General features: G+C 46.7%; 24 protein-coding genes and 1 other RNA gene. 20 read left to right on the top strand and 5 right to left on the bottom strand.

Annotated elements, in window-relative coordinates; genetic code table 11:
• The 7 genes from dinG to nth all read left to right on the top strand — a co-directional run bounded on the left by dinG (position 1) and on the right by nth (position 7,472).
• Complete coding sequence (gene dinG / locus AAV35_RS06300; RefSeq protein WP_065757366.1) at positions 1-2,844, top strand: ATP-dependent DNA helicase DinG; 2,844 nt, start codon at positions 1-3, stop codon at positions 2,842-2,844.
• Positions 2,837-2,998, top strand: coding sequence for a DUF4264 family protein (locus AAV35_RS14345; protein ID WP_008587546.1), 162 nt, complete (start codon positions 2,837-2,839; stop codon positions 2,996-2,998). Before dinG ends, AAV35_RS14345 begins: the two co-directional genes overlap by 8 nt.
• Positions 2,988-3,485: a hypothetical protein gene (locus tag AAV35_RS06305; protein ID WP_008587548.1), complete on the top strand. Its 498-nt coding sequence runs from the start codon at positions 2,988-2,990 to the stop codon at positions 3,483-3,485. The genes AAV35_RS14345 and AAV35_RS06305 overlap by 11 nt, the downstream gene beginning before the upstream one ends.
• A 15-nt stretch (positions 3,486-3,500) precedes the next feature.
• On the top strand, positions 3,501-4,685 hold the full coding sequence (locus AAV35_RS06310) for a pyridoxal phosphate-dependent aminotransferase (RefSeq protein ID WP_008587550.1): 1,185 nt from the start codon (positions 3,501-3,503) through the stop codon (positions 4,683-4,685).
• Positions 4,686-4,702: 17 nt separating this feature from the next.
• On the top strand, positions 4,703-5,998 hold the full coding sequence (gene asnS / locus AAV35_RS06315) for an asparagine--tRNA ligase (RefSeq protein ID WP_008587552.1): 1,296 nt from the start codon (positions 4,703-4,705) through the stop codon (positions 5,996-5,998).
• Between the two features lie 126 nt (positions 5,999-6,124).
• Entirely contained in the window at positions 6,125-6,811 is a 687-nt protein-coding gene (locus AAV35_RS06320) for a DnaD domain-containing protein (RefSeq protein WP_008587557.1), read from the top strand.
• A 10-nt stretch (positions 6,812-6,821) separates the two neighbouring features.
• Positions 6,822-7,472, top strand: a complete 651-nt coding sequence (gene nth / locus AAV35_RS06325) for an endonuclease III (RefSeq protein WP_008587559.1) — start codon at positions 6,822-6,824, stop codon at positions 7,470-7,472.
• 152 nt (positions 7,473-7,624) lie between these two features.
• Here the strand turns inward: nth and AAV35_RS06330 are convergent, their stop codons facing one another.
• Both AAV35_RS06330 and recU read right to left on the bottom strand, forming a co-directional pair.
• The gene (locus AAV35_RS06330) at positions 7,625-11,032 is read right to left on the bottom strand and encodes a PBP1A family penicillin-binding protein (protein WP_008587562.1); all 3,408 of its coding nucleotides are present in this window, start codon (positions 11,030-11,032) and stop codon (positions 7,625-7,627) included.
• Positions 11,033-11,641 (bottom strand): Holliday junction resolvase RecU, encoded by a 609-nt coding sequence (gene recU / locus AAV35_RS06335; protein ID WP_040609093.1) that lies wholly within the window; start codon positions 11,639-11,641, stop codon positions 11,033-11,035.
• A gap of 319 nt (positions 11,642-11,960) precedes the next feature.
• Here recU and AAV35_RS06340 point away from each other — a divergent pair, with 319 nt between their 5' ends.
• The 6 genes from AAV35_RS06340 to AAV35_RS06365 all read left to right on the top strand — a co-directional run bounded on the left by AAV35_RS06340 (position 11,961) and on the right by AAV35_RS06365 (position 15,568).
• A complete protein-coding gene (locus tag AAV35_RS06340; RefSeq protein WP_008587567.1) occupies positions 11,961-12,308 on the top strand; it encodes a DUF1798 family protein in 348 nt (115 codons plus the stop codon).
• A 74-nt stretch (positions 12,309-12,382) separates the two neighbouring features.
• A complete protein-coding gene (cdd, locus tag AAV35_RS06345) occupies positions 12,383-12,784 on the top strand; it encodes a cytidine deaminase (RefSeq protein ID WP_008587569.1) in 402 nt (133 codons plus the stop codon).
• A 117-nt stretch (positions 12,785-12,901) separates the two neighbouring features.
• Positions 12,902-13,471 (top strand): SLOG family protein, encoded by a 570-nt coding sequence (locus AAV35_RS06350; protein WP_008587571.1) that lies wholly within the window; start codon positions 12,902-12,904, stop codon positions 13,469-13,471.
• Between the two features lie 56 nt (positions 13,472-13,527).
• Positions 13,528-13,863 carry a cell division regulator GpsB gene (gene gpsB, locus AAV35_RS06355; RefSeq protein ID WP_008587573.1) on the top strand — a complete coding sequence of 112 codons (336 nt, stop codon included), beginning with the start codon at positions 13,528-13,530 and terminating at the stop codon, positions 13,861-13,863.
• A gap of 57 nt (positions 13,864-13,920) precedes the next feature.
• Positions 13,921-14,295, top strand: an RNA gene (gene rnpB, locus AAV35_RS06360) — RNase P RNA component class B.
• Between the two features lie 145 nt (positions 14,296-14,440).
• Positions 14,441-15,568 (top strand): THUMP domain-containing class I SAM-dependent RNA methyltransferase, encoded by a 1,128-nt coding sequence (locus AAV35_RS06365; RefSeq protein WP_040609095.1) that lies wholly within the window; start codon positions 14,441-14,443, stop codon positions 15,566-15,568.
• Between the two features lie 127 nt (positions 15,569-15,695).
• Here AAV35_RS06365 and AAV35_RS06370 read toward each other — a convergent pair whose 3' ends face one another.
• The 3 genes from AAV35_RS06370 to AAV35_RS06380 all read right to left on the bottom strand — a co-directional run bounded on the left by AAV35_RS06370 (position 15,696) and on the right by AAV35_RS06380 (position 17,235).
• Positions 15,696-16,094 carry a ribonuclease HI family protein gene (locus AAV35_RS06370; RefSeq protein WP_008587579.1) on the bottom strand — a complete coding sequence of 133 codons (399 nt, stop codon included), beginning with the start codon at positions 16,092-16,094 and terminating at the stop codon, positions 15,696-15,698.
• A 5-nt stretch (positions 16,095-16,099) separates the two neighbouring features.
• Entirely contained in the window at positions 16,100-16,777 is a 678-nt protein-coding gene (locus AAV35_RS06375) for a queuosine precursor transporter (RefSeq protein ID WP_008587581.1), read from the bottom strand.
• A gap of 257 nt (positions 16,778-17,034) precedes the next feature.
• A complete protein-coding gene (locus AAV35_RS06380; protein ID WP_008587582.1) occupies positions 17,035-17,235 on the bottom strand; it encodes a cold-shock protein in 201 nt (66 codons plus the stop codon).
• Between the two features lie 265 nt (positions 17,236-17,500).
• Between AAV35_RS06380 and AAV35_RS06385 the strand changes: the two genes are divergently transcribed.
• From AAV35_RS06385 to AAV35_RS06415, 7 genes are all read left to right on the top strand, one after another.
• On the top strand, positions 17,501-18,349 hold the full coding sequence (locus AAV35_RS06385; protein WP_008587584.1) for a DUF72 domain-containing protein: 849 nt from the start codon (positions 17,501-17,503) through the stop codon (positions 18,347-18,349).
• A 156-nt stretch (positions 18,350-18,505) separates the two neighbouring features.
• On the top strand, positions 18,506-19,459 hold the full coding sequence (locus AAV35_RS06390) for a thymidylate synthase (RefSeq protein ID WP_008587586.1): 954 nt from the start codon (positions 18,506-18,508) through the stop codon (positions 19,457-19,459).
• Between the two features lie 10 nt (positions 19,460-19,469).
• Complete coding sequence (locus AAV35_RS06395) at positions 19,470-19,958, top strand: dihydrofolate reductase (protein ID WP_008587588.1); 489 nt, start codon at positions 19,470-19,472, stop codon at positions 19,956-19,958.
• Positions 19,959-20,088: 130 nt separating this feature from the next.
• The gene (locus tag AAV35_RS06400) at positions 20,089-20,271 is read left to right on the top strand and encodes a twin-arginine translocase TatA/TatE family subunit (RefSeq protein WP_008587590.1); all 183 of its coding nucleotides are present in this window, start codon (positions 20,089-20,091) and stop codon (positions 20,269-20,271) included.
• Positions 20,272-20,341: 70 nt separating this feature from the next.
• Positions 20,342-21,076, top strand: a complete 735-nt coding sequence (gene tatC / locus AAV35_RS06405) for a twin-arginine translocase subunit TatC (RefSeq protein ID WP_008587592.1) — start codon at positions 20,342-20,344, stop codon at positions 21,074-21,076.
• 87 nt (positions 21,077-21,163) lie between these two features.
• Complete coding sequence (locus AAV35_RS06410; protein WP_008587593.1) at positions 21,164-21,385, top strand: YozE family protein; 222 nt, start codon at positions 21,164-21,166, stop codon at positions 21,383-21,385.
• An 8-nt stretch (positions 21,386-21,393) separates the two neighbouring features.
• Positions 21,394-22,542 (top strand): exonuclease SbcCD subunit D, encoded by a 1,149-nt coding sequence (locus AAV35_RS06415; protein ID WP_008587595.1) that lies wholly within the window; start codon positions 21,394-21,396, stop codon positions 22,540-22,542.
• Positions 22,543-22,544 lie beyond the last annotated feature (2 nt).

The following is a 22,544-nucleotide window of genomic DNA, read 5'->3' on the forward strand; positions in this document are numbered from 1 at the left end:
GTGAGTACCTATGCGATTATTGACCTGGAGACCACCGGCAATTCTTCGGGTCGCGGAGATAAAATCATAGAAATAGGAATAGTAGTAATGGAGAGCGATAAGGTAACAGAGGAATTTTCGACTTTTATATACCCTGAAGCTGAAATTCCACCGTTTATCAGTAATCTGACCGGAATTACGGATGACCATGTTATGGATGCCCCGCTCTTCTCGGAAATCGTTCCCGATTTGAAGAGACTTCTTCGTCAGGACTACGTAATAGCACATAATATTGATTTCGATCTCACTTTCATAAACGATGCTCTGGCTCAGCTCGGAGAAGATCAGATTTCCGCGAAGGTAATCGACACGGTGGAGCTTTCGAGAGTATTAATGCCCAAAGCTTCCGGTCATAAACTGTCGGAACTTTCGGAGTCCCTTGAATTGTCGCATGATCAACCCCACCGCGCCATTTCGGATGCACGTGTGACCGCGGAACTGTGGAAAGTACTTCAAGCTAAAATGAAAAGTCTGCCGGAAAAGACGCTTCTGTACCTGCTGAAGCTTTCAGCGGCTTTCAAAAGTGATGTAACTCTCATACTCGAAGATCTTCTGACTGCAAGAAGGTATGAGGGGAGCGGTCCTGCCGATGATAAATATGAACTGTGGGAAGGCGTTCCTGTACTTAAACTGTCCTCCCAGGAGAAGGATTACCGAGGGAAACGTCTTGCTCCCGCATGGGAAGAGTGGCTACAGTTTCTTTTTGAAGAGCCGGAGGGCCTTGACAGTATTATAAAGTCATACCGTTCCCGGAAAGAACAGAAGAAAATGGCCGAATCGATCCATCAGTCTTTGCATGAGAAGGAATCCGCTTTTATAGAAGCCGGTGCCGGTATAGGAAAATCGATGGCCTATGTAACAGCCGCTGTACATACAGCTGTCGAAAAAAAGGAACCGGTACTGATTTCCACCCATACAAATACGCTCCAGTCCCAGCTTGCTCAAAAAGAATTACCGCTCCTTTCAAAGATCAGTCCGGTCCCTTTCACCTTTGCCACCCTGAAAGGGAGCGAGCATTATTTAAGCCTCGCCCATTTCCGGTATGAACTTGAATATGGGACGCTCCATAACTATGACGATGTACTGACGAAAGCGATGCTGCTCGTATGGGTGCTCGAAACCGAAACAGGTGATATCGAGGAAATTCAGATGCCTTCCAACGGTTATAAATTCTGGCGCAAAGTGTCGGCAGATCAGAAAGGAAAAGAAATTGCGCTGTCCATGGGAAACTATTCCTATTATCACAAAGCTTATGAGAAAGCCGCATACGCCGATATTATCGTAACGACGCATGCTCTGTTCTGTTATGATCTCCTGAAAGAAGAGGAATTTATTCCTTCGTGCCGATATGCTATTATTGATGAAGCGCATCATTTAAACAGCGTGGCAGCTAAATACTTCGGCTCACGTCTGTACTATCCGTCCGTGCAGCAGCTGTTCTCCCAGTGGAAAGAAATTTTTGAACCGTCCTACTATCAGAATGTGACGATGAACAAAGAAAAAAAGCAGGAACTTTTAAAATATTGCACTGTCCATATTGATAATGCCAAATCTGAGTGGGCAGAGCTGTCTTCGTATTTTTCTTCTTACGCCGTGAAGAACCGTCCTGCGGTTTCATCGGATACCGGCAAAGTGATTTTCGACTTTTACAATCTCGGATCCGGAAAGTTTTTGAGAATCATCTCTGATATGTGTGAGCGTTTATTGAAAGAATTGAATCAGCTGATCCGGGGGACAGAAACACTGATGAATGAGCTGCTTATGCAATTACAGACCCATGAGAACCCGGATCTTGTCATTCTTATTACCCGTCTTGATTATCAGATCGGATATTATAAGGAACTGACTGAAGAGATCGATTCTATCTTCCTTAAAAACACGGAGAATCCGGTATGGGCGGAATTCGAGCTTAAACATCCCCAGGGGACGCTGACGCTGGAAAGTGAAAGCCATATGCATACGCACGTTTTGTCGGAACGGCTGCACACCAAAAAGGACAGTATCATATTCACAAGTGCTACTCTCGCGGCCCGGGGATCGTTTCAATTCGTGAAAAAACAGCTTGGTATGGAGTCGGTGGAAAAGGAAGAAATCATCCCTTCTCCCTACGATTACGAACACCAGATGAAGGTGGTCGTCCCTACTGATATACCTTCCATTAAGAAGAAGGGAAACGGGTTCCTTTATGCCATCAGTGAAATGATTTTTTCCCTGGCTTTGAAAACGAACGGCAGAATGCTCGTTTTATTCACTTCCTACTCTATGTTAAAAAACGTTTATTATCTGCTCAGGGAATTTCAGGAATCCTCCCGTTATCAGCTGATCGCCCAGGGGATTACGAGTGGCAGCAGAGACCGGCTTAAAAAGGATTTTCAGGCGCTTGATTCCTCTATACTTCTTGGAACGAACACTTTTTGGGAAGGAGTGGACATTCCCGGAGAAGACTTGAGCTGTCTCGTGATGGTGAGACTGCCTTTCGATCCTCCTGCCCACCCCGGTCAGCAGAAGGAAGAGATGCTCTGGAGCCGTGAAGGGGAGAACCCGTTTATGGATCTGACCCTTCCGAAAGCGGTTATCCGGTTCAAACAGGGAGTGGGACGTCTTATCCGCAGTGAAAACGACAGAGGCCTGCTGGTCATTCTCGATAAGCGGATACTTGAAGCGAACTACGGGCGTTATTTCATAGAAGCGTTGCCTGTTACTAGGGTGCACGAAGTCGAATCCAGAGAGCTGCTGGAGAAGTTCGACGATTATCTTCCCGCACCCGGCACCGAACCGGCGGAGGGGGAAGGACATCATGAATAAACAGACCCTCGTAGCAAGGATCGAAACGGTTTATAATGAGGACCTGTATAAAGTTATCGATTATCTGAATAAGAAATGTAAGAAAAATAATATTATAATCGGTCTTTCTCTGAAAGAGTCCGGAACAGCGGTGATAAAATTTTATGAAGGGTAAACATCTGTGGTGGATTGCCGGAGTTCTTGCAGCAATACTCCTCGGTTTGATGATACTGTATATCAGTGTCTATAACATACTTGAAGAGAGACGTACCGAGGGAGCGGACACTGCACTGAAAACCGTGCAGGAGAAGGCAGGGGATGTAAAAGTCATGGCAAATTATACTTTCAACAGCTCTGCGCCGTTTGAGATACTCTTTACTACGAGCAACGATAAAGATATGATCTATTATGTAAACAAAAAAAGCGGCACCATAGCTGACCGGATAGATCGGGAAGATTTTGTACCGAGAGAAGAAATTGTGGACAGGTGGGAGGACAGTTGCCGGAACTGTTCATTTACTCACATCCAGCCTGCTTACAAAGACGGTACCCCCTCCTGGGAGGTCACTTTTACCGATCAGGAAGGAAGGTATGGTCTTGCTTACTTCGACGGAGAGACAGGGGAAGAGTTTCAGAGATTCGCTTTTAAAAAAAATGAGTAGAAAAGGGGTATGATTATGGAATTAGCAAACAGAGTACAGACGTTGACACCTTCCAGCACACTGGCTATTACGGCTAAAGCGAAAGCTTTGAAACAGGAAGGACATGACGTGATCGGTCTCGGGGCGGGAGAACCTGATTTCAATACCCCGGAGTATATACTCAAGGCGGCCAAACAGGCCATGGATGAAGGACTGACAAAGTACACTCCCTCCGGAGGGATCCCGGAACTCCGAAAAGCGGTAGCCGACAAATTGAAAAAAGATCAGGGACTCGAGTACAATGAAAACCAGATCATTGTAACGACGGGGGCAAAACACGCCCTTTTCACTTTATTCCAGGTACTTCTTAATCCGGGAGATGAAGTAGTCATCCCGGCACCGTACTGGGTCAGTTATCCGGAACAGGTGAAGCTTGCGGGAGGAAAACCGGTATTCGTGAAAGCGGGGGAGGAGAACGAATTTAAAATCACCCCCGACCAGCTCAGAGATGTCATCACTTCCAGAACCAAAGCTGTTATCATCAATTCCCCGAGCAACCCTACAGGTATGATGTACACAAGGGAAGAATTGGAAAAACTCGGGGAAGTGGTGCGGGAAAAAGATCTTCTCGTCGTATCCGATGAAATTTATGAGAAACTGGTATATACCGAGGATCCTCACGTCTCCATGGCGCAGTTGTCGGATGACTTATACGGACGTACGGTAGTGATCAATGGAGTATCCAAATCCCATTCCATGACGGGGTGGAGAATCGGTTACGCAGCAGGACCCGGGGAGATCATTAAAGCTATGACAAGTCTGGCTTCACATTCAACCTCGAACCCCACATCCATAGCCCAGCATGCTGCTCTGGCAGCTTATTCCGGCGGGGAAGACGAGGTAATGAAAATGAGAGAAGCCTTCAGGGAACGTCTGGAAGTTTTTTATGAAAGACTCATAAACCTTCCCGGCATCAGTTGCGAAAAACCGAAGGGAGCTTTTTACTTATTCCCGAACGTCAAAGAAGCTGCTTCCAATTGCGGCTTCCGGGACGTAGATGCATTCGTGGAAGCGCTCCTTGAAGAAGAGAAGGTGGCTCTTGTACCGGGGTCGGGTTTCGGTTCCGAAAATAACGTACGACTGTCGTATGCGACATCCATGGATAACCTGAATAAAGCGGCAGACAGAATAGAAAAATTTCTAAAGACACATCATAAGTAAGGAAGGGACATTCAGTTATGGCTAAAACTACAATTCAAAACGTATCCAGACATTTAAATGAGGAAGTTACTATTGGGGCCTGGATCCATAATAAGCGTTCAAGCGGTAAAATAGCGTTTCTGCAACTCCGTGACGGCACAGGATTCATTCAGGGAGTAGTAGGAAAGAATGACCTGGGGGAAGATAAGTTCAATAAAGCAAAAACTCTGTCCCAGGAAACGTCGTTATACGTTACGGGCACGGTAGTGGAAGACAAGCGGTCTCCGCTTGGATTTGAACTGCAGATAAGCGATTTCTCCATCATTCAGGAAGCGGAGGACTACCCCATCACACCGAAAGAACACGGTACGGAATTTCTGATGGACCATCGTCACCTGTGGCTTCGCTCCAAAAAACAGCATGCCGTGATGAAAGTGAGAAATGAAATCATCCGGGCAACTTATGAGTTTTTCAATGATAACGGTTATGTCAAAATCGATCCACCGATCTTGACGGGTTCTTCTGCAGAGGGGACGACAGAACTGTTCCATACGAAATATTTTGATGAGGAAGCTTATCTATCTCAGAGTGGCCAGCTTTACCTGGAAGCGGCTGCCATGGCTTTCAATAAGGTATTCAGTTTTGGACCTACATTCCGTGCGGAGAAGTCGAAAACACGCCGGCATTTGATAGAGTTCTGGATGATTGAACCCGAGATGGCGTTCATGGATCACGAGGACAGCCTGGAAGTGCAGGAGGAATATGTCTCGTACATCGCACAATCCGTACTGCGGAATTGTAAAATGGAGCTTGAGGTTCTGGAAAGGGACCTGACTTCCCTCCAGAAGATCGAGGCGCCTTTTCCGCGGATTACTTATGACGATGCTATCCAACTGCTGAAGGATAAAGGATTCACGGACATTGACTGGGGCGATGACTTCGGTGCTCCGCATGAAACAGCGATTGCGGACAGTTATGAGAAACCGGTCTTCATTACCCACTTTCCGACTGAAATCAAAGCTTTCTATATGAAACCGGATCCGGAACGTGCGGACGTGGCCTTATGTGCAGATCTTATTGCTCCGGAAGGATACGGTGAAATCATCGGCGGTTCCCAGCGCATTGACGATCTGGAGCTGATGAAACAGCGTTATGAAGAACACAATCTTACCGGCGATGCTTATCAGTGGTACCTGCAGCTTCGTCAGTACGGTAGCGTACCGCATTCCGGTTTTGGACTGGGACTGGAAAGAACGGTCGCCTGGATAGCCGGAGTCGAACATGTGAGGGAAACGATACCGTTCCCTCGTCTGTTGAACCGTTTATATCCATAATCGTGCAGTGGCTGTCAGGCATCGGGAATTACCGGTGCCTGATATTTCACTTGAATGAGAAGGGTGTCTCCGACAGCAGGAGAAACGGAAGATGGAGGTTTAGTACTTTTAAAGAGAGGGATCATCATGACCAAGAACCAACCTTACGAATATATACTGCAGACTCAGCTGACCCTCCCGCAACAATTGGTTACCGGGTATAAAGCTTTGGGGATGAATGAAACAGAACTGGCAATCGTACTTCAGCTATTCCGTTTCAAGCAGGAAGGAGTGAATTTTCCTACTCCGGAGGAAATAGCCGAATATTTGACTGTGTCTGAAGAGGAATGTTCCAATCTGCTTCGCTCCTTGATACAAAAAGGAATAGTCGAAATACTGCATGAAAAAGGACCTGAAGGGATCATTCAGGAAACATACTCCCTTGAACCTCTTTTCGTATTACTATTCCAGAAACAGCAGGCGAAGAAAGAATCTTCGTCAGATATGAAAGAGTCGCTGTTTCCACTATTTGAGAAGGAATTCGGAAGGCCTTTATCCCCGTTCGAAATAGAAACGATTAATATCTGGCTTGATGAGGAGAACTATAAAGAAGATCTGATAAAAGCTGCTTTACGGGAAGCTGTTCTTATGGGAAAAATGAATTTCAAATACATTGACCGTATTCTGTCGGAATGGGATCGGAAGGGTATCCGGACGATAAAACAGGCCCAGAATCACGGGAAACAGTTCAGAAACGGTCAGAAACCGAACTTTTCGCCATCAAATTCAAAACGGGACAAGTCCCTGTACTACAATTGGCTGGAAGAAGAATAAAGGAGAAGAAATGCTTACTTTAAAACAGATACGATATTGCCTGGATATATTGGAGGAAATGTACCCGGATGCAGACTGCGAGTTGTCCCATTCGAACGCCTTTGAACTGCTGGTGGCCGTGATTTTATCGGCTCAGGCTACAGATAATCTCGTGAACAAAGTGACACCGGATCTTTTCAGGAAGTACAAAAGTCCGGAGGATATAGCTGCTGTCGAAACAGAAGAGTTGGAAAAAGATATAAAATCGATCGGTCTCTACAGAAGCAAGGCGAAAAATCTGAAGAAGATGGCCACGACGCTTCTGGAACGTTTCGATGGAGAAGTACCGGAAAGTAAAGAGTCACTGGAATCCCTCGCAGGAGTAGGCAGAAAAACGGCGAATGTAGTGGCTTCGGTCGCTTTTGGTGAACCTGCGATTGCAGTGGATACTCATGTGGAGCGGGTGTCGAAACGATTAGGCATCTGCCGCTGGAAAGATTCAGTGTTGCAGGTGGAGAAGACTCTGATGAAAAAAGTGCCGAAAGAAGAGTGGAGTGCTACACATCATCGACTCATTTTTTTCGGAAGGTACCATTGCAGAGCAAAAAACCCCCGGTGTGAGGAGTGTCCGCTTCTTTCGCTGTGCCGGGAAGGACAGAAACGAATGAAACAGAAAAAATGAGTACCGGTGCTTATGAAAAGCGCCGGTACTCATTTTTGTTTTCAGTAAATGACCTGGCTGAAAAGCATATACAAACAAATTTTATATGGTGTAAAAATTGACTTATGGAGGTGGTGTCACGTCGGGCGACGGGATGTATATTCAGTGGGTTTTTAATCAGTGGAGTCATTGTCTTTTGACTGCGGTTGCTGTTTTTCCTGAGTTGAACTTTCTTCTGTTTCGGAGGGGGGCGTATGATTATCCGAATTATTGCCGGACTCTGATGAATTGGAATTTTCATCCGGGGCTTCAGAGTTTTCCTGAGAGGTATCCGGAGTTTCACTGTCGGAATTTGAGGAACGTCCATTTGAATCGTCTGAACCGCTATTCTGTTCCGGAGATTCGGTGTTTCTCTCGGACGAGCTGTTGTAAGAGCCGGTAGATTCATTACTTTCTTCATTGTCTGAACTGCCAGAGGCCGGTGTTTCCGTCTCGCTGCTCTGTTCCGAAGAATTGGAGCTGTCGCTGTTCCTCTGACCGGAGCCTTCGCCTGAAGAACCGCCGGAATTGTTACTTGAGGAAGGGGCGGACCCCTCTCCCGAGTTGCCTGAGTCTTCCTGGGGGGCGGGAGCACTGCCTGAACTTCCGTTTCCAGCGTCTGTACCGGAACCTTCGCCTGAAGAGCCGGAGTTTTGATTACTTTCCTGATCGGAATCGCTGTTTCCCTCTTCGGAGGAACCGTTGTACTGTTCATCAGAACTGTTATCGGATGGTGCATCTGTTCCGGAGTTCCCTTCTTCCGAAGAGTCCGGATCACCGCTTTCGTTCTGAGAAGAGCTGTTATTCTGGCTGTCTGATCCGTTACCTTCACTTTCCGAATTGTCATTTTGAGCCCCGGAACTGCTGTCTTCTTCCGGGGCTTCATTATTTTGACTGTCTGATTCATTGTTCTGATTTCCGGAATCGTTATTCTGGCTGTCCGACTCACCATTCTGGTTTCCGGAACCGTTATTCTGGCTGTCCGACTCATTATTCTGGTCGTCGGCATCATTGTTCTGGCTATCCGATCCGCCATTTTCGGACCCGCTGTTTTCACTGTCGGCTCCTTCATTTCCGGAATCGGAGTCTTCATTCTCTTCTCCGGCATCGCTTTCGTTTCCGGAGTCTTCATTCGTATTGCCGTCTTCGTTATTTCCCGTGCTGCCTGAATCTTCGCTTTCTTCCTCACTGCTGTTTTCTTCATCTTCGCTGCTTTGTTCGTCTTCAGTAGATTCTTCAGCAGGTTCACTTTCCTGTTCCGGAACCTGTACGGAAGTGTTCTTTGAATCACTGTCGGAAGAAGAACCGTCCCCGAGAACCGTTACAGAGATGTCGTAAGTCTTACCCGGCTCCGGGGAGCTTATTTCATAGCTTGTATCCCCGGTCGAGGTTGAGTTGCCCCCGGTCGCCGTAATATAGAAATCGGCGCTTTCCGGATAAGACCACGTTACATCGATACTGTCCGAATCCTTGTCATAAGAAGCAGACAGACCGCTGACCGGGTCCATCTGCTGATACTGGGCTGATACATCTGAGGGCTGATTGTCTACATGGAACAGTTCCGTCACGATTTCGGAGGAGGGAGTGTAGGAACTAGGCAATTTTGCCGGCCGGGATCCTTCTTCCACTCCTACTTCCACAACACTGTCCGGCTGCTTGAAGTCTTCCGTGTCTTTACCTTTGGACAGTTCTCCCATCAGATGGCGGAACATCTGTTTCGGAATGTCTTTCCCACTTTTATACTCTATAGAGCTTCTGTCCTGATTCCCTGTCCAGACAGAGATGGAGTAGTCGGTGGTATAGCCGTTGAACCAGGCATCCACTTCTTTGTTCGTTGTACCTGTTTTACCGGCCATAGGGAGGCCCGGAACTTTAGCAGCTGTACCGGTTCCACTTTCCACGGCAGTTTTCAGCATGGAGGTGACCATGTACGCTGTATAATCTTTCATGGCGGAGACCGGTTCAGGTGTAAGATCTACGGTACCGTTATCAGGTGTTTCCACTTTCCTTACAGTATACGGCTCATTATAGACTCCTTCATTACCGAAGGCGGCATAAGCCCCGGACATCTGAATAGGCGTTACTTCCTGTGTACCGAGAGCATCACCAAGCTCCATAGGCCCTTCACCGAAGGAGATACCGAGCTTGTTGGCAAAATCACTGGCACGGCTCGGTCCTACAGCATCGAGTGCTTTTACCGCAGGGATGTTGATGGACTGGGCGAGCGCTTCACGTATGGACATCCAGCCACGGTGTTCATCGTCGAAGTTGGAAGGGGAGTACCCGTTGAAATCTGTCTCCTCATCTTTCAGCTGATGATACGTCGACCATTTTTCATGTTCTATAACCGGACCATACGCTGCGATCGGTTTCATCGTCGAACCTGCCTGTCTCGGATCGTCAGTGGCAAAATTCAGGCCTCCGGATACGTAGTTTCTCCCGCCACCTATGGCACGGATCGCACCGGTTTGAGTATCAACGACGGATACGGAACTTTGAAGGGACTCGGTCGGCCAGCTCACAGGTCCTTCCCCGTTCATAGCTTCCTGAGTGAGCTGCTGTGCTTCAGGATTCAGGGTAGTGTAAATTTTAAGTCCGTCTTTGAAAATGTTCACATCTTCCATTTTGCTTTCGACTTCCTTCTGAACCTGATCCACGAACGCCTGAAATTTCTTCGTTTTTTCTGTCCTTTCGGCAAGCATCGAAGAAATATCGGTCTGGCGCGCTTTTTCTGCTTCCTCTTCCGAAATCTTGCCGTGACTCACCATTAAGTGAAGGACAGTACTCATTCTGTCTTTGGCAAGCTCAGGGTTCTCATAAGGGTCGTAGCCGCTCGGACGCTGAGGCAGACCGGCAAGCAAAGCGGATTCTGCCAGTGTCAGTTCACTCAGGTCCGATTTATTAAAGTAAGTTTTGGCGGCTTCGGCAACGCCGTAGGCCCCCTGGCCGAAATATATCTTATTGACGTACATTTCGAAAATTCTTTCCTTTTCGTATTCACGGTCGAGTTTCAGTGCCAGATATTGTTCCTGTACTTTCCTCTCCAGCGTTTTATCGGAGGTGAGGAGGGACTGTTTAATTACCTGCTGGGTGATGGTACTCGCCCCTTCCGATCCGAAACCCTGTGTGATGTTTGCCCATATAGCGGCAAGTATACGCTGAAGATCGATACCGCTGTGCTCGAAGAAGCGGACGTCTTCCGTCGCGAGCACGGAATTTACGTATGTCTCCGGAAGGTCCTCATAATTGATCCTCGTCCGGCGCTCTTCACCGCCGACATTGATCGCGAAATCATCATTCATGTCGTAAAGTTTTGAAGAGAAAGGAGCCTGAAGTTCGGATGCCTTAAGTTCCGGAGCGTTCGAAGCATAGTAGGCGAACAGGGCAGTTACTCCGAGTCCTATGATCACTCCTGCAATTAATATAATAGCGATAATCTTTTTGATTTTGGACGAACCCGCGAACTTACTCTTCTTATTCTTCGCTTTTCGTCTGTTCAACTGCTGGCGTCGTTCTTTTCGTGAGTTGTAGTTATTAGCCATTCAATTTTCCTCCAATTTCTCCAAAACCATGTCTACAGCTTTCAAATAGTCCAGTCTTGCCTGAAAGTGAAAAGGTATTGTATACGCTTTGTCCTTGACCGTCTGATAAGGGATCGATTTTCGCCCTCCGCGTTCCTGGTTATTCCAGTATTCAATAATATATTCACTTTCCATAAGATAGGTTTCCTCCAGTGGTGCAAACCGGATAATGATAAAGGACAGACCGCGCTGGTGGATCACCTGTTCCATGTGAGCAATCTGATGGGCGTGGATGTTACTCAAAGGGAAAGATGTCTTGTTCCTCGTTTCTTTCGCCTCGAAATCCACATGATATCCTTTATAAACCCCGTTGTAATCCGTAGTCGATGCCTGTTTAAAATAAGCTTCTTTGATTACGGCGGCGCTCCTCTTCGGGTAATCGACGTTAACGATCTGCACGGGTGTAGGTTTTTTATGGATGCTTGCTATATTCCTGGAAAGGTAGTATATATTGGCTGCGTTCAAGTCCTCTTCAAGCGTCATGCCCCTGTTGCTGTATTTATCAGCTGAGGAGGCAGGAGCGGTGTTGGCACGGGATACCCTCTTTTTACTTCCGTTCGGATATCGCATCATCATATCCTCCTCCTGGAATTCTCACTTTATTATACGTGCTTCATCCCCAAACGACAAATATAAATCCTTCCATGAATACGGATACAGCAGTATTTTTTTTAAGGAAATACATTTTATTGCTGTAAGAACAGGAAAAGGGAGGGGAAGGGGTGTGAACAGGTCCGAAAGAACAGTTCCAAAGCACTGGGAAATGTGAAGAAGGGGCCGAGAGGTGATAAAGTTACATCTTTGTGAACAAAAAGCAGATCCTTTACGGGAGAAGGATTTACCAGTTACACAAATCATGCTACTCTTAATGGGGAAAAGGAGGGTATGGATGAGTCTGCAAAAAAGAACCCTTACGCTTAAAGAATCTCTGGATGAGCTGTACGAGCGATACACTTCACACACCGGCCCGGTGGACCGGACGGATCACGAATTTTTTGAAAAGGTGAAAAATGAAACAGCACCTTATTTCGAGCTGGTCCAGGACTGGTACGAAGAAGTGGAACCGTTTGTAAAGGAAAGAGACGTAACCGTACACCCGAATCAGATCAAATCGACGCATGAAAACATAGAAATGCTTATTCTTCATTCTTATTATCTTGACGTGGATAAGAACAGGTACAAAGATCTTCATCAGTCTTCCCACTACGTATTGGACATGGTGCTGGACAATCTCTGAAGGTCGAATGCAAACGCTTTACAAAAGGACGGGTGTTTTATATAATGAATATCCCTAACAGAGGAGGGGATATGATGGTAACGAGAGACGAATTAATCCAGAAAGCGATAGATATACGGAAGAGAGCTTACGTACCCTATTCCGAATTTCCGGTGGGAGCCGCAGTGCTTACGAAAAGCGGTGAGGTGTACGAAGGAGTGAATATTGAAAATGCCGCTTATCCGACGAGCTGCTGTGCCGAACGGGTGGCTATTTTCAAAGCTGTGGCAGACGGCCACTATGATTTCGAGACGCTGGCAGTCACTGCAGACACAGATCGCCCGGTTCCTCCGTGCGGCTCCTGCAGACAGGTGATGAGTGAGTTCTTCGATTCCAACACAGTGATACACACGACTAGTGTGAAGGGTCAGATCAAATCGATGACGATGGAAGAACTTCTGCCTTTTTCTTTCACTCCGGAAGACCTTAACAAATGAACAGTTTTCACTCCGGCCCACTAAAGCTATAATAGTTTTAGTGGGTTTTCATTGAAAAACAACCGCGGACAGATTGACAGGTGTTGAATAAGGAAGGAAGAGGGAGGTGGAGCCGAATTGGACAGACGCCTGGTCGTAACAGGGTATAAGTCTCACGAAATGGGAATCTTCCAGGAGGAGGACCGGCGGGTACTGTTTATAAAAGAGGCCATCCGGAGAAGACTCATCGCTTTTCTCGAGGAGGGAGGAGAGTGGGTCCTCGTCTCCTGCCAGCCGGGTGTAGAATTCTGGACAGCCCAGGTCGTGCTGGAGTTGAAAGAAGATTACGACGTGTCTCTGGCGGTTCTTCCTCCTTTTGAAGGTGCGGAAGAGCGCTGGCCCGAAGATATCCAGATGGCTTTTCAGGAAATAAAAGAAGATGCGGATTTTTATAAGCCGGTCTACAAAGGCGGCTATCAGGGTGCTTTTCAGTTCAAAGCGAAAGACCGTTTTCTGATCGAGCATTCTGACAGAGCGCTTGTTCTTTACGATGAAGAGACTCCCGGAACTCCCAAATTCTTTCTGGAAATGGCCCGTTTTGCCGAAGGTTATGAAATAGAGCGGATCACCCCGGAGGATCTTCAGGATACTGTAGAAGAACTGGAATGGACGAGCCCTGAACTGTTTGAAGGAGGAAATCCCGATTGACAGACGCACCCAGTTTTGAAAGAATATAAGTACTCGCAGGATAAGAGGTGAATGGAATGACGGAAGATCGGTTTCATTTGACGGGAAAAGAAATACTGGAAAAAGATTTCAAAACGTCGATGAGAGGTTATAATCAGGAAGAAGTCGATGAATACCTCGACCTGGTTATCCAGGATTATGAACAGTATGAGCAAATGATCAAGGATTTAAAGGAAGAAAATGACCGGCTCAAGAAGAATCGATCCATTTCGAAGGATCCGGTCCAGCCCGAAAGAAGGGAAACGAGATCGATGAAGTCCGGCAACCAGGTGAACTACGATATTTTGAAACGTCTGTCCAACCTGGAGAAGGAAGTATTCGGTTCCCGTGAATATCAGGATGATCAGGAATAAATTGTTCGATGACAATTGCCGGGAAATCTGATAAAATGAACTTTCGCAACATGGGAGATGCTGAGGTAATCGCTGCCGATGGCAGAGGAAAGTCCATGCTCGCACAAGCTGAGATTGCTTGTAGTGTTCGTGCCAGACGAAATCATAAGTCTGGGTAGTGCCAAGCACTAACGGCAGAGAAAAGACCTGTGTCCCGGATGGGATATGGTCTGACTATCTTGAAAGTGCCACAGTGACGGAGCCGAAGTAGAAATACTTCGGGTGGAACGAGGTAAACCCCTCGAGCGAGCAACCCAAACTTAGGTAGGGGCACTCTTTCGAAGGAATGAAACGGAGAAAGAGGCCGGCATCGCCGGCAGATAGATGATTACCACCGGAGTACGAGGTTTGACCACCGCCGGCAGTACAAAGGTACAGAACATGGCTTACCAGGCATCTCCCGGTCATACATAAGATATGTCACCTCCTTTATGGTAGGATTACCGTAATGGAGGTTTTTTCTTTAAGACTGCAATTCAGCCGCCGGATGAAGGTCGAATGGGGAACTATCTATTTTGAATATAAGGATGTGATATCGATGGATAAAATTACGCTTATAGCTACAGCCGCGATGGGACTTGAAGGGATCGTCGGGCAGGAACTGAGGGACCTCGGGTATGAAAACGTGAAGGTGGAGAACAGCCGTGCTGTCTTTGAAGCGCGCCCTTCCGACATACCAAGAGTGAACTTATGGCTCCGTTCCGCCGACCGGGTGAAGCTTCTCGTCGGTAAGTTCAACGCCTACAGTTTCGACGAACTGTTCGAAAATACGAAAGCTCTCCCATGGGAACAGTTCATCTCGGAGGACGGAGAGTTTCCGGTCATCGGAAAATCCAAAAAATCGAAACTGTACAGCGTCCCTGACTGCCAGGCTATCGTGAAAAAGGCGATTGTAGAACGTATGAAGCAGAAGTACGGTATCGCGGACAGGCTGGAGGAGACGGGGGCATTTTATCGTGTGGAAGTGGATATCAATAAAGACGAGGCGTGGCTCACACTGGACACCTCGGGTTCCGGTCTCCATAAGCGGGGATATCGAGTAGGCCAGGGGGAGGCTCCTTTAAAGGAAACGCTGGCCGCCGCGCTCATACAGGTGACGAACTGGAGAGGGGATGCCCCTTTCGTCGATCTCTTCTGCGGCTCCGGTACGATACCGATAGAAGCGGCGCTTATCGGGCAGAACATTGCTCCCGGGTTCAACAGGGAATTCGCTTCGGAAAACTGGTCATTCGTCAGTGACAGGTACTGGGATGCAGCTTTTGAAGAGGCTGAAGACAAAGCGCAGTATGATCACCCTGTCAATATCCAGGGGATGGATATCGATCCGAAGATGATAGAAATATCGAAAGCCAACGCCATGGAAGCGGGACTCGGAGAACTGATCCTTTTTAAACAGATGCAGGCGAGGGACTTCAAACCCGTGGAGAAAGGTGGCTATCTCGTTTCCAACCCGCCGTATGGCGAAAGGATAGGAGACAGGAAAGAGGTGGAGAAAACGTACCGCCAGCTCGGAGGGACGATGAAAGATTTCCCGACGTGGAGTGTTTATATACTTACCGCCCATCCTCAGTTCGAAAAGGTATACGGCACGGAAGCTACGAAGAAGAGAAAATTGTTCAACGGCTTTATAGAAACGAACTACTACCAGTTCTTCGGAAGAAAATAATTGTAAAACCCGCTTTCTGAATGCACAGAAAGCGGGTTTTTTAAACTTCTCCTTTAACGATTCTTATTAATACTTAGTAGCAACTCCGAAATAAAAACAAAAAAACCGATTTGTAAAATCTGCGTTATCACTCATATAAATGAGTTTGAAGCGCTTCTTTAGCCAGTCGGTCTGCCGTTTTATTTTCTTTTTCCGGAATCCACTTCATAAATACGAAAGAGAACTGTTCGGCCAGCTTTAGCAATTGCTCATGGTAGGGTAGAAAATCTTTGTTTTTGCATCGGCCGGTCTCGAATGTTTCAACAACTATTTTAGAATCCGTTCTCAAAGAAATGATTTCTCCCGGATAAAGGTCCCTGCAGATTTTGAGCGCGAAACAGGCACTTGCAAATTCCGCTTCATGATTAGAAAGTGTGCCGAGGTATGAAGTACGGTACACTTTCTCGTGGTTGTTTTTTATATAAACCCCGGAGTAACTGACTCCGGGGTTTCCTTTTGTGGCAGCGTCTGTGTAAACTTCTATCACGATCGTCACTCCTTGAATGAAAAGGATTTTGCTGCATATAGAAAAGGCGTATCCAGCAGTGACACGAGGAACTTGATGAAATAGGTGGTCCAGAAAATCTCAAGCCAGACGTCAAAAGGATACAGACCGTAAAAGGCTATACCGCAGAATACGGCAGTGTCGAGCAGCTGGCTGATCATCGTCGAGCCGTTGTTCCGGATCCACAGCTGGCTATCTTTCGGGAACATTCTTTTTAACAGGGCATACAGCCACACATCGAAGTACTGGCTCACAATGTAGGCAAGAAGACTCCCGATGGCAATCTGCGGAACGATGCCGAACAGTGCTTCCAGTCCCGACTGGGCGATGTCACTTTCAGCCGGTATGAATCTGATCGAGAACTGCATCATGATAGTCATGGTGATCAGTGCGGAGAATCCGAGCCACACTGCTTTTTTTGCAGAATCTTTTCCGTATTTTTCGTTCAGAATGTCTGTCGCGAGAAAAGCTGTCCCATAAATAATATTACCGAGGGTAGCAGTCAGTCCGAATAATTCAACTGTCTTCACTACCTGAATATTTGCGACAACAGTAGCCATACCGATCCATACGAACAGGCCGTATTTACCGAAAATCCTGTAAATCACGAGAAGCATACTGAAATTGACCAGGGCGAAAATAATCCATAATAATTCATTCGTCATAATACTTTTCCTCCTTAGTTTTGGTAACGCGGGAGTTTGCGAACCGCGAAATCCTGACAAAGTAACATTATACGCAGAAGAAAGTAAGGTTGCAACGTATTAATAAAATGGGAGCATTCTGAAATCAAATAAAAAGCCGTCCCGGACTGGTTTGTATAAACGAAGCCAGACCGGGAAGACTTACCAGACTCAAAAGGACAATATAAATCCAAATAAAAAAGCAACAGCTCAATGCTGTTGCTTTTGGGACATTTGATTTATTGTTTAACAACGTTAGCCGCTTGTGGGCCACGGTCGCCTTCTACGATTTCGAAAGTAACTTCTTGACCTTCTTCAAGAGACTTGAAACCTTCTTCTTGGATAGCGGAGAAGTGTACGAATACGTCGTTACCTTCCTCTACCTGAATGAAGCCATAACCTTTTTCTGCGTTAAACCATTTTACTGTACCGTTTTGCATTATTAAATCCTCCTAGATCTTGCACGTAACACGTGATATTACAAATATGATGCGGAACATAACAAAATGTCCTAACAAAAGTGCGGAATACAAAAGCATAAGCACTTCTCATTAGGAGTTACCTTTGTTTTATGATTCCAAACATCTTATTTGCTTACTTAATAATATATCGTAATTATAAATATTAGTCAAGGAAGTGTTCGAAAAAATTTCAAATTCTTATTAAGAAATATTATAATAGAATATATTCCGGGAGGTGACAACGATGAACATCAATATTGGACTCACAGGGTGGAGCGATCATCCATCTTTGTATGAAGAGTCTGTAAGGTCCCATGAAAAACTGCAGGCGTATGCGTCTCATTTTCCGGTGGTGGAAGTGGACACGGCTTTTTATGCTATTCAAAAACAGACCTACTACGAAAAATGGGTGAAGGATACTCCGCGGAATTTCTCTTTTGTAATCAAAGCTTTCAGGGGACTGACCGGACACGACCGGGAGAAAAGATCGAAGCAGGAACTTCACGAGCTGATGAAGGCTTATAAGGAATCGATTGAACCGGTCGTTAAAGCAGGGAAGCTGAATGCTTTATTATTCCAGTTCCCACCCTGGTTCGATGTGAAGAAGGAGAACATTCAGAAACTGAGGCAGATCAGAGAATGGCTCAGGGATTATCCCGTAGCCATCGAATTCCGGAATCAGAGCTGGTACAGGGAAGCATACAGGGAGAGGACGCTTTCGTTTCTGGAAGAAGAAGGATTTATCCATACGGTGTGCGACGAGCCTCAGGCGGGCGAAGGGTCGGTTCCGGCTGTCGTTCGGGCGACGAATAAGGATAAGACTTTAATAAGGCTGCACGGGCGCAACGTGCACGGATGGGAAAAAAACGGACACAAAGATTGGAGAGCCGTCCGCTTTCTGTATAACTATAATGAAGAAGAACTGAAAAGCTGGGTTCCTTCCATAGAGAAACTTTTGAAGGAATCGAACTCCGTCACTATGCTCTTCAATAACAACTCAGGGCACGATGCCGCTGCCAACGCTAAAGAAATGATGGAGCATTTGGGAGTATCATACGAAGGGCTGAACCCTCGTCAGCTCGGTCTGTTCTGAGTATCGGCGGGGGAGCCCGCTCCCGGGCGGACGTCTTCTGGCAGAATGATTTTAAAACCTTTCGCAAATAGTGAAAAGGCTGTATCCTTATAGGAGGCGGGGGCGGAGAATGATGATTCCAAAGTACTGCTCTACTTATGAAGGAGGCGATGAAGGATGAATGAACAGGCATACCTGGATCTCTGCAGACATATTTTACATAATGGTAAGGACAAAGGGGACAGAACAGGAACGGGGACGAGGTCGGTGTTCGGATATCAGATGAGGTTCGACCTGAAAGAAGGCTTTCCTCTCCTGACTACAAAAAGAGTACCATTCCGGCTGGTATGGAGCGAGCTGCTGTGGTTTATAAAGGGGGACACCAACATAAGGTTCCTTCTTGAGAATAATAATAACATCTGGAACGAATGGGCGTTTGAAAGCTGGATCACAAGCAGTAAATACGATGGGCCGGATATGAGCGACTTCGGCCGAAGAAGACTCACAGACGAAAGCTTTGCCGCAGACTACGAAAAAGAGATGGACAGATTCAAGCGGAGGATTCTTGAAGATGATGATTTCGCTAAAGAATTCGGGAACCTTGGTAATGTGTATGGAAAACAGTGGAGGGCCTGGAGGACTTCGGACGGCAATGTGATCGACCAGCTGAAAGAAGTGATCCATTCCATTAAAACGAATCCTGATTCCAGGAGACATATCGTAACAGCCTGGGACCCTGAAGATGTGCCGGGAAACATGGCTCTGCCTCCCTGTCACACGATGTTCCAGTTTTACGTGCAGAATGGGGAGTTGTCCTGTCAGTTGTATCAGAGGAGCGGGGATACGTTCCTTGGCGTACCTTTCAACATTGCAAGTTACGCTCTTCTGACGCATCTGATTGCGAACGAATGCGGGCTGGAGCCTGGGGAATTCGTGCATACTCTCGGGGATGCACACCTATACCATAATCACTTTGAACAAATAGAGAAGCAGCTGTCCAGAGATCCCGGGCCGCTCCCTGAGCTGAATATTTACGCCCCTGAAAAGTCTATATTTGATTTGTCCATCGATGACGTGGGGATTGAAGGTTACCATCCTCACCCGGGCATCAAAGCACCTGTAGCAGTATAGGAGGGAAAACATGATTTCGTTTATTTTTGCAATGGATAACAACAGACTTATAGGGAAAGATAATGATCTTCCCTGGCATATTCCTAATGACTTCAAGTTCTTTAAGACGAAAACGATGCATTCTACCATTATCATGGGCAGGAAGACGTTCGAATCTCTCGACGGCCCTCTCCCGAAACGGGAACATATCATCATTACAAAAGATGAAAACTACGAAGCAGGCGACTGCACCGTAGTCCATTCCGTGGACGAAATACGGGCTATTACTTCCGGAGATCCAGAAAAAGAATGGTTCGTGATCGGCGGGACGGTGCTGTTCGAATCGATGCTTGAGGATGTCGACCGGATGTATGTCACGCATATCGATCATTCTTTCGAAGGGGACACCTATTTTCCGGAGATTGACTGGTCGAGGTGGGAACTTACGGACAAAGAAAAAGGAATGCGGGATGAGAAGAATCCGTACGACTATTTTTTCTGTATTTATGACAGGAAATAATAAATCAGTAGAGACATAAAGCGATTTCCGTGATATGATGAACGAAACGAACTTATGTTCATCAGGGTTCCCGGTCAGGTTTAAAATCACACGGCTGGAACCAATATGTATATTAAAGAGGTGAAGCCACGTGGCATCTATAGGGGTACCAGGTTTAATTTTAATTTTGGTTATAGCGTTGGTTATTTTCGGACCTTCGAAACTGCCGGAGATCGGTAAAGCTTTCGGAACGACGCTGAAAGAGTTCAAGAACGCCACCGGTGATATTATGTCCGACGATTCGAAGAAATCCTCGGACAAAGAGAACAAGTAAGGAGATGCGTAGATGTAAGGGATATCCTTACATCTACTTTTTTGTTTCATTTCGACAGGGAGGGTGAACATTGGCCGATCAGGAGATGAATTATGTAGAACATTTAGGCGAGTTACGAAAAAGAATTATCCTGACGCTGGTGACGTTTATAGCATTTTTCGTCGTGGGCTTTCTTTATCATCGACCTATACAGGCTTATTTTTTAAATGACGTATCATTCGAGCTTCATATGACGAGCCCGGGTGAAATCATATGGATCGTATTTACAATTGCATCCATTATTGCGATCGCAGCTACGCTGCCGATGTTTTCGTTTCAGCTGTGGCTGTTTATCAGGCCGGCACTTACAAAAGTGGAGAAACGTGTATCACTCATGTACATACCCTTTATCTTTATTCTGTTTATTGCAGGGCTGGTATTCGGGTATTTTATATTCATCAAATTTATCATGCCGTTTCTTCTCGATCTGAATGACGGCATGTTCACGGAAATTTATACAGTGGAAAGGTACTTTAAGTTTCTTTTCCGGGTCACTGTACCGTTCGCCGTGTTTTTTGAAATCCCCCTTATTCTGATGTTTCTGACGAGTCTTGGCATAGTGAACCCCCAGTTTCTCATCAAAATCAGGAAGTATGCTTATCTCATACTTGTCATCATGGGCACGATTCTGTCTCCGCCTGACTTTATCCTGCAACTGGTGGTGGCTGTACCGCTGATTCTGCTGTATGAAATCAGTATCATCCTTTCCCGGATCGTTTTCCGGAAGCGGATGAAGCGACAGCGGGAGTACCTGGATGAAGATTAGACGCTGACCCCCGGTCGGCGTTCTTTTTTGTAACGGAGAGAAAAGCATGATAAAACAGTAATACGATAGTGTAGGGAGGAATTGTATATGAAACGTTCATTTTACCATTATATGATGAGGTTCCGGGGTGATTTGAAAGAGGGACCCGAAAAGAAGCTGGCTGACTGGATGTTTCATGAGCACAGCTTTCCGAAACAGTCTGCTGCTTACGATGAACTTAGTGCATATCTCGAGTATCACAGTCCATTCCCGGGGGCGCTCGCTGCTTTCGACCATTTGTACGATTCTTATCTGGAAGAAGAAAGGTAGGAGAACAAATGAAAATCATTCATACGGCCGACTGGCATTTAGGAAAAATCATTTACAAACAGCATCTGACCGAAGACCAGAACGAAGTTATTCAGCAGTTTCTGAAAATATGTGAGGAAGAACAGCCGGATGCCGTCATTATTGCAGGAGATCTGTACGACCGGGCCATCCCGCCTAAAGAAGCGGTGAAAGTGCTGAACGATACGCTGCTTCACCTGCGGAAGCTGGATGTGCCGGTTCTTATGATCTCCGGTAACCATGACAGCAGCGAACGGCTTGCGTTCGGGACGTCCCTCTTTGAACTTGGAGGCGTCCACTTACATACGGAACTGAAAGAAAATCGGGAGCCGGTCGTACTTCACGATGAAGAGGGCCCGGTATATTTCCATCTTATTCCGTACATAGAACCTGCAGAAGCGCAGGCAGTATTCAAAGAGAAGGAGATTACGACTCATCAGGAGGCTTATGAGGCAATTGTTGAAGACATTCGGGAGAGATTCGACATGAACGAGCGCCACGTGCTCGTCGGCCACGCTTTCATTCAGGGCGGAATGGAGAGCGATTCCGAAGAGAGACTGACGATGATGGGCGGGACGCCGTATGTGGAGGCGGAACTGTTTCACGACTTCTCCTACGTAGCTCTCGGTCACCTCCACCAGCCCCAGCGCGTAGGTTCTCCCTACATCCGTTACAGCGGTTCTCCGTTCAAATACTCCTTCTCAGAAGTGACGCACCATAAATCGCTCACTGTAGCAGACCTCCACCGGGGGGAGACGAGCACCCGGCAGACCCCTCTCACACCCGAGAGGGATCTCGAAACAGTGGAAGGCTATTTCAGCGATCTGATGAAAGGGGAGGCTGCTTCGAACCCTCGTAATTACCTGAATATACGACTGCTTGATGACGGAGAAATACTTGACCCCGTCGGACAGCTTAAAACGGTCTACCCGAATGTCCTTCATCTGGAGCGGAAAGGGATCACCGGTTCTTTTCGCGAAGAGGATCTCGAAAAGGTGAGGGAAAAGCGTGATAAAGCTCCGATTGACGTTATGGCGGAGTACTACGAACTGGTGAGAGACGAAGCCCTCTCCGAAGACAAAAAAGAGATTCTGCAGCAGATAATCGAAGATATCAGACAGTCGGAAAGGAAGGAATAAGA

Origin of the sequence: Salimicrobium jeotgali (assembly GCF_001685435.2) — a bacterium.
In the GTDB taxonomy this organism is placed as follows: Bacteria; Bacillota; Bacilli; order Bacillales; family Halobacillaceae; genus Salimicrobium; species Salimicrobium album.

Bases quoted from the DNA above. Each gene is read 5' to 3' on its own strand.
- AAV35_RS14345 (WP_008587546.1), top strand. From the start codon at position 2,837: ATGAATAAACAGACCCTCGTAGCAAGGATCGAAACGGTTTATAATGAG.
- AAV35_RS06305 (WP_008587548.1), top strand. From the start codon at position 2,988: ATGAAGGGTAAACATCTGTGGTGGATTGCCGGAGTTCTTGCAGCAATA.
- AAV35_RS06310 (WP_008587550.1), top strand. From the start codon at position 3,501: ATGGAATTAGCAAACAGAGTACAGACGTTGACACCTTCCAGCACACTG.
- asnS (WP_008587552.1), top strand. From the start codon at position 4,703: ATGGCTAAAACTACAATTCAAAACGTATCCAGACATTTAAATGAGGAA.
- AAV35_RS06320 (WP_008587557.1), top strand. From the start codon at position 6,125: ATGACCAAGAACCAACCTTACGAATATATACTGCAGACTCAGCTGACC.
- nth (WP_008587559.1), top strand. From the start codon at position 6,822: ATGCTTACTTTAAAACAGATACGATATTGCCTGGATATATTGGAGGAA.
- AAV35_RS06330 (WP_008587562.1), bottom strand. From the start codon at position 11,032: ATGGCTAATAACTACAACTCACGAAAAGAACGACGCCAGCAGTTGAAC.
- recU (WP_040609093.1), bottom strand. From the start codon at position 11,641: ATGCGATATCCGAACGGAAGTAAAAAGAGGGTATCCCGTGCCAACACC.
- AAV35_RS06340 (WP_008587567.1), top strand. From the start codon at position 11,961: ATGAGTCTGCAAAAAAGAACCCTTACGCTTAAAGAATCTCTGGATGAG.
- cdd (WP_008587569.1), top strand. From the start codon at position 12,383: ATGGTAACGAGAGACGAATTAATCCAGAAAGCGATAGATATACGGAAG.
- gpsB (WP_008587573.1), top strand. From the start codon at position 13,528: ATGACGGAAGATCGGTTTCATTTGACGGGAAAAGAAATACTGGAAAAA.
- AAV35_RS06365 (WP_040609095.1), top strand. From the start codon at position 14,441: ATGGATAAAATTACGCTTATAGCTACAGCCGCGATGGGACTTGAAGGG.
- AAV35_RS06375 (WP_008587581.1), bottom strand. From the start codon at position 16,777: ATGACGAATGAATTATTATGGATTATTTTCGCCCTGGTCAATTTCAGT.
- AAV35_RS06380 (WP_008587582.1), bottom strand. From the start codon at position 17,235: ATGCAAAACGGTACAGTAAAATGGTTTAACGCAGAAAAAGGTTATGGC.
- AAV35_RS06385 (WP_008587584.1), top strand. From the start codon at position 17,501: ATGAACATCAATATTGGACTCACAGGGTGGAGCGATCATCCATCTTTG.
- AAV35_RS06390 (WP_008587586.1), top strand. From the start codon at position 18,506: ATGAATGAACAGGCATACCTGGATCTCTGCAGACATATTTTACATAAT.
- AAV35_RS06395 (WP_008587588.1), top strand. From the start codon at position 19,470: ATGATTTCGTTTATTTTTGCAATGGATAACAACAGACTTATAGGGAAA.
- AAV35_RS06410 (WP_008587593.1), top strand. From the start codon at position 21,164: ATGAAACGTTCATTTTACCATTATATGATGAGGTTCCGGGGTGATTTG.
- AAV35_RS06415 (WP_008587595.1), top strand. From the start codon at position 21,394: ATGAAAATCATTCATACGGCCGACTGGCATTTAGGAAAAATCATTTAC.